The organism is Actinomadura sp. CNU-125 (assembly GCF_001942465.1).
GTDB lineage: Bacteria > Actinomycetota > Actinomycetes > Streptosporangiales > Streptosporangiaceae > Spirillospora.
Window position 1 is genome coordinate 1 of sequence record NZ_MKJY01000411.1, and the last position, 3,321, is coordinate 3,321.

Annotated in this window: 8 protein-coding genes; 7 read left to right on the plus strand and 1 reads right to left on the minus strand. The window is 73.6% G+C overall.

From position 1 onward, the window contains the following. Positions 1-191 (minus strand): hypothetical protein (locus BJF79_RS63210; protein ID WP_262403046.1); only part of this gene is annotated, 191 nt, incomplete at its 3' end. 140 nt (positions 192-331) lie between these two features. On the opposite strand from BJF79_RS63210, the gene BJF79_RS35410 reads away from it, so the two are divergent. The 7 genes from BJF79_RS35410 (at position 332) to nuoK (ending at position 3,238) form a co-directional block, all read left to right on the plus strand. Beyond that, on the plus strand, positions 332-676 hold the full coding sequence (locus tag BJF79_RS35410) for an NADH-quinone oxidoreductase subunit A (RefSeq protein WP_083734490.1): 345 nt from the start codon (positions 332-334) through the stop codon (positions 674-676). A gap of 186 nt (positions 677-862) precedes the next feature. After that, the gene (locus BJF79_RS63215; RefSeq protein WP_075903974.1) at positions 863-1,408 is read left to right on the plus strand and encodes a hypothetical protein; all 546 of its coding nucleotides are present in this window, start codon (positions 863-865) and stop codon (positions 1,406-1,408) included. Further along, positions 1,405-1,590 (plus strand): hypothetical protein, encoded by a 186-nt coding sequence (locus BJF79_RS63220; RefSeq protein ID WP_075903976.1) that lies wholly within the window; start codon positions 1,405-1,407, stop codon positions 1,588-1,590. Before BJF79_RS63215 ends, BJF79_RS63220 begins: the two co-directional genes overlap by 4 nt. Then, complete coding sequence (locus BJF79_RS63225; protein WP_143220674.1) at positions 1,583-1,831, plus strand: hypothetical protein; 249 nt, start codon at positions 1,583-1,585, stop codon at positions 1,829-1,831. The genes BJF79_RS63220 and BJF79_RS63225 overlap by 8 nt, the downstream gene beginning before the upstream one ends. Next, on the plus strand, positions 1,798-2,451 hold the full coding sequence (locus tag BJF79_RS35425; RefSeq protein ID WP_262403047.1) for an NADH-quinone oxidoreductase subunit H: 654 nt from the start codon (positions 1,798-1,800) through the stop codon (positions 2,449-2,451). Before BJF79_RS63225 ends, BJF79_RS35425 begins: the two co-directional genes overlap by 34 nt. Continuing rightward, on the plus strand, positions 2,452-2,946 hold the full coding sequence (locus tag BJF79_RS35430; RefSeq protein WP_075903978.1) for an NADH-quinone oxidoreductase subunit J: 495 nt from the start codon (positions 2,452-2,454) through the stop codon (positions 2,944-2,946). It begins immediately after the preceding gene. Continuing rightward, positions 2,936-3,238: an NADH-quinone oxidoreductase subunit NuoK gene (nuoK, locus tag BJF79_RS35435; protein WP_075903980.1), complete on the plus strand. Its 303-nt coding sequence runs from the start codon at positions 2,936-2,938 to the stop codon at positions 3,236-3,238. The genes BJF79_RS35430 and nuoK overlap by 11 nt, the downstream gene beginning before the upstream one ends. The last annotated feature ends 83 nt before the right edge of the window (positions 3,239-3,321 follow it).

Below are 3,321 nucleotides of genomic sequence, written 5' to 3' on the forward strand. Positions count from 1 at the left end.
GGCGCTTTGCGGGGGAGGGGGTTGGGACGCGTGGGGGCCGTGCCGCTCGGGGCGGCGGGCGGTGGGGGCGCGGCGCGGTCTCGGGACGTGCGCCAGCTCGCCACCAGCTTGTCGTCCTCGGTGCCGTCGGAAACACGGCCCCAGCTGGGCGGTGGGGCGTCGGAGGGACGCCGGTCGTCATTCGTGCTCACGTTCGCCCCCCTTGCGATGGCACAAAAGCGAAGTGTACGGAAACTCGGTCAAGCGTAGGAAGTGCCCGCGTCGGCTCGCATGTTTTGGTGCGGGCCGATCAGGTACATCGTCCCGTATCGGTCACGGGATGGGAGGGGCGATGCCCTCGTACGTCGCGCTTCTGTCGGTGGCCGGGTTCGCCGGTGCCGTCATCGCGGCGGTGTACGCGGCGTCCGTCCTGGTGGCGCCGCGGACTGTGGAGAGCGCGCCTTTCCTCTCCGGGGGGTCGCCCCGGGAGCACGCGGTGTCGCGGTATCACGTGCGCTGGTACACGGTATCGATGCTGTTCCTGGCCTTCGACATGGAGATGGTGTTCATGTACCCGTGGGCGCTGGTCGTCGCGTCGGTGGGCGTGAAAGCGGTCGTGGAGATGTTCCTGTTCCTCGCCCTGCTGTTGGTGGGCGTCCTCTACGCGTGGCGCGAGGGGGCGTTGCGATGGGTGTGACGGAAGTGTCGATGCATTTCTCGCCCGTTTTGGTCGCGGGGCTTCTTGACAGCGCACTAAAGGGAATGTCGCCGTGGACGTGACCGCGATGCTCCGGAGGTACGGGACGCCGCGGGCGTTCGTCGTTTCGGCGGCGGACGGGACGGGCGCGCGGCTGGACGTCGAGGCGGGGCTGCGGGCGCGCGGGTGGCGGCGGGCCGGGTCGCGGGGGAGACCGGGCTGCTGGTGGTGTGCGGGCGTCCGGGGCCGGAACTGGAGCGGGCGATCGACGCGGTGTGGCGGTCGATGCCGGGACCGCGGCGGCGGATGTCGGGGCTCGATGGGGCGGGGGAGGACGCCGGTCCCGCCGCGCCTCCGGATCTCGGCGACGTCGGCATGGCCGATCGGGGCGACGACCGGGACGGGCTGAAGCTCGATGTCCTGCACGTGCCGATCGGGCCCGTCCTGCCGGACTGGCCGGCGGGCGTGCGGCTCGACGTGGCCTTGCAGGGCGATGTCGTCCGGGACGCGCGGGTGACGGTGGTCGAGTCGGCGCCGGGGTTCTGGGGGGAGCGGCGGGCGGCGCGGCGGCTGGACGCGGTGGCCCGGTTGCTGCGGGTCGCCGGGTGGGACGGTGCGGCGGAGCGTGCGGAGGTTCTGCGGGACGCGGCGCTCGGCGGGGACGACGGGTTCGCGGCGGGGTTCGCGGCGTTCCGGCGGCGGGTCGAGGCGGTCGTGGACGCTGTTGGATGACGCGGGGGGTCGGGGTGCGGGACGGCGCGGACGTGCATGACCGGCTGGTCGCGTGGCTCGCCGAGATCGGCGGCGGCGCGGCCGCGGGCGCGGAGCCGGTGGACGTCCTGCCGGGGCTGGTCGCGGGCGAGGAGCTCGGCCGGGCGCGGCTGATCGTGGCGAGCGTGGACGTCGATGGCTGAGGTCGCGGTGCTGGGGGCGCTGGCGGTGGCGGCGGCCGCGCTGGACGCGGTGCTCGGCGGACGGTCGTGGGACGCGCCGCTGCGGGAGGCGGCGCGCCTGCGACGACCCGCGCGGCGGACGACCGTCCGGTCGCGTCGTGCTGCTGATGCGGGTCGGCGTGGTGGTGCTGCCGGTCGCGGCGGGCGGCCGCGGCGGCGGTGGTGCCGGTGGGCGGCGGCGTCGCGGCCGGGGTGCCGGTGAGCGTCGTGTGGTTCAACGCGCTGGAGGTCGTCGCGTGGGCGGCGGTGTGGCTCGTGGGGTGGGGGACGAACTCGGCGTTCGCGCTCGTGGGCGGCTACCGGTTCCTCGCGCAGGGGCTCGCGTACGAGCTGCCGCACATGTTCGCGCTGATCACGGCGGCGCTCGCGGCGCATTCGCTGGATTTCCGGGAGGTCGCGGCGGCGCAGGACGGCCTGTGGTTCGGGGTCTGGATGCCGGTGGCGTTCGCGGTGTACCTGGTGTCGGCCCTGGCGATGTCGTTCTGGGGGCCGTTCGGGCATCCGGTGGGCGACGACGTGGCCGGGGGAGCCGCTCTGGAGCTGTCGGGCGCGGATCGGCTGGTGTTCTTCGCCGGACGGTACGGGCTGCTCGCGGTCGCGGCGGCGGCGTCGGTGCCGCTGTTCCTCGGGGGCGGCGCGGGTCCGGGGCTGCCGGGGTGGGCGTGGTCGGTGCTGAAGACGGCAGTGGTGCTGGCGCTGCTGGTGTGGACGCGGCGGCGGCTGCCGGTGTTGCGGATGGAGCGGTTCATGACGGCGGCGTGGACGGTGCTGATCCCCGCCGTGCTGCTGCAGATGCTCGTCGTGGGAATCGTGGTGGTCTGAATGGTCTGGGTCCTGGGCGCCGCGGCCACGGCGTTCGGTGTGGCGGTGTTCACCGTCGACTCGATGGCGCGGGCGACGTTCGCGCTGCTGGCGTCGTTCGTGTGCACGGGCGGCCTCCTGCTGCTCGCGGGCCTGCACTACCTGGGCGTCCTGGTGGTGCTGATGATGATCATGGAGATGCTGGTGATGGCGGTCTTCATGGTCATGTACATGATGAACCCGGCCGGGCTGATGCCGATGTCGATGCTGCACAACCGGCGGGGCGCGGCCGTCATCGCGGGGGCGGCGTTCGCGGCGATGGTCGCGGGCATCATCGCCGTCCCGTGGCCCGGCCGGGCGGGGCGCCGGCCGGGCGACCCGGCGGTCGCGCTCGGCGAGGCGATCATGGGCTCGAAGATGCTGGTGATGATGGTGATCGGCGTCGCCATCCTGGCGACGATGATCGCGACCGTGGTGCTGGCGCTGAAGTCGGGGCGGTACGGCGATGACGCTTGAGGCGTTCCTGGTCGTCGCGGCGGCGCTGTTCTGCGTCGGCCTGTACGGGGCGCTGTCGCAGCAGTCGATCGTGATGCTGATGATGGGCCTCGAACTGATGATCAACGGGGTTCTGGTCGCGGCGGGCGGGTTCTGGTGGGCGTCGCGCCCGGTCGTGGACGGCCAGGTGCTGGTGCTCGTGGCGATCACCGTGATGGCGCTGGAGATGGCGATGGGGTTCGCCGTCGTGACCGCGCTGTTCCGCGCCCGGGACGTGGACCTGACCGACGACGCGGGGGAGCTGCGGGGGTGATCGCCGCCGTCTGCGGGGTGCCGCTGCTGGCCGGGACGCGCTGCTCGTCGCGGGCCGCCGGGCCGACCGGGCGGCGCCGGCGG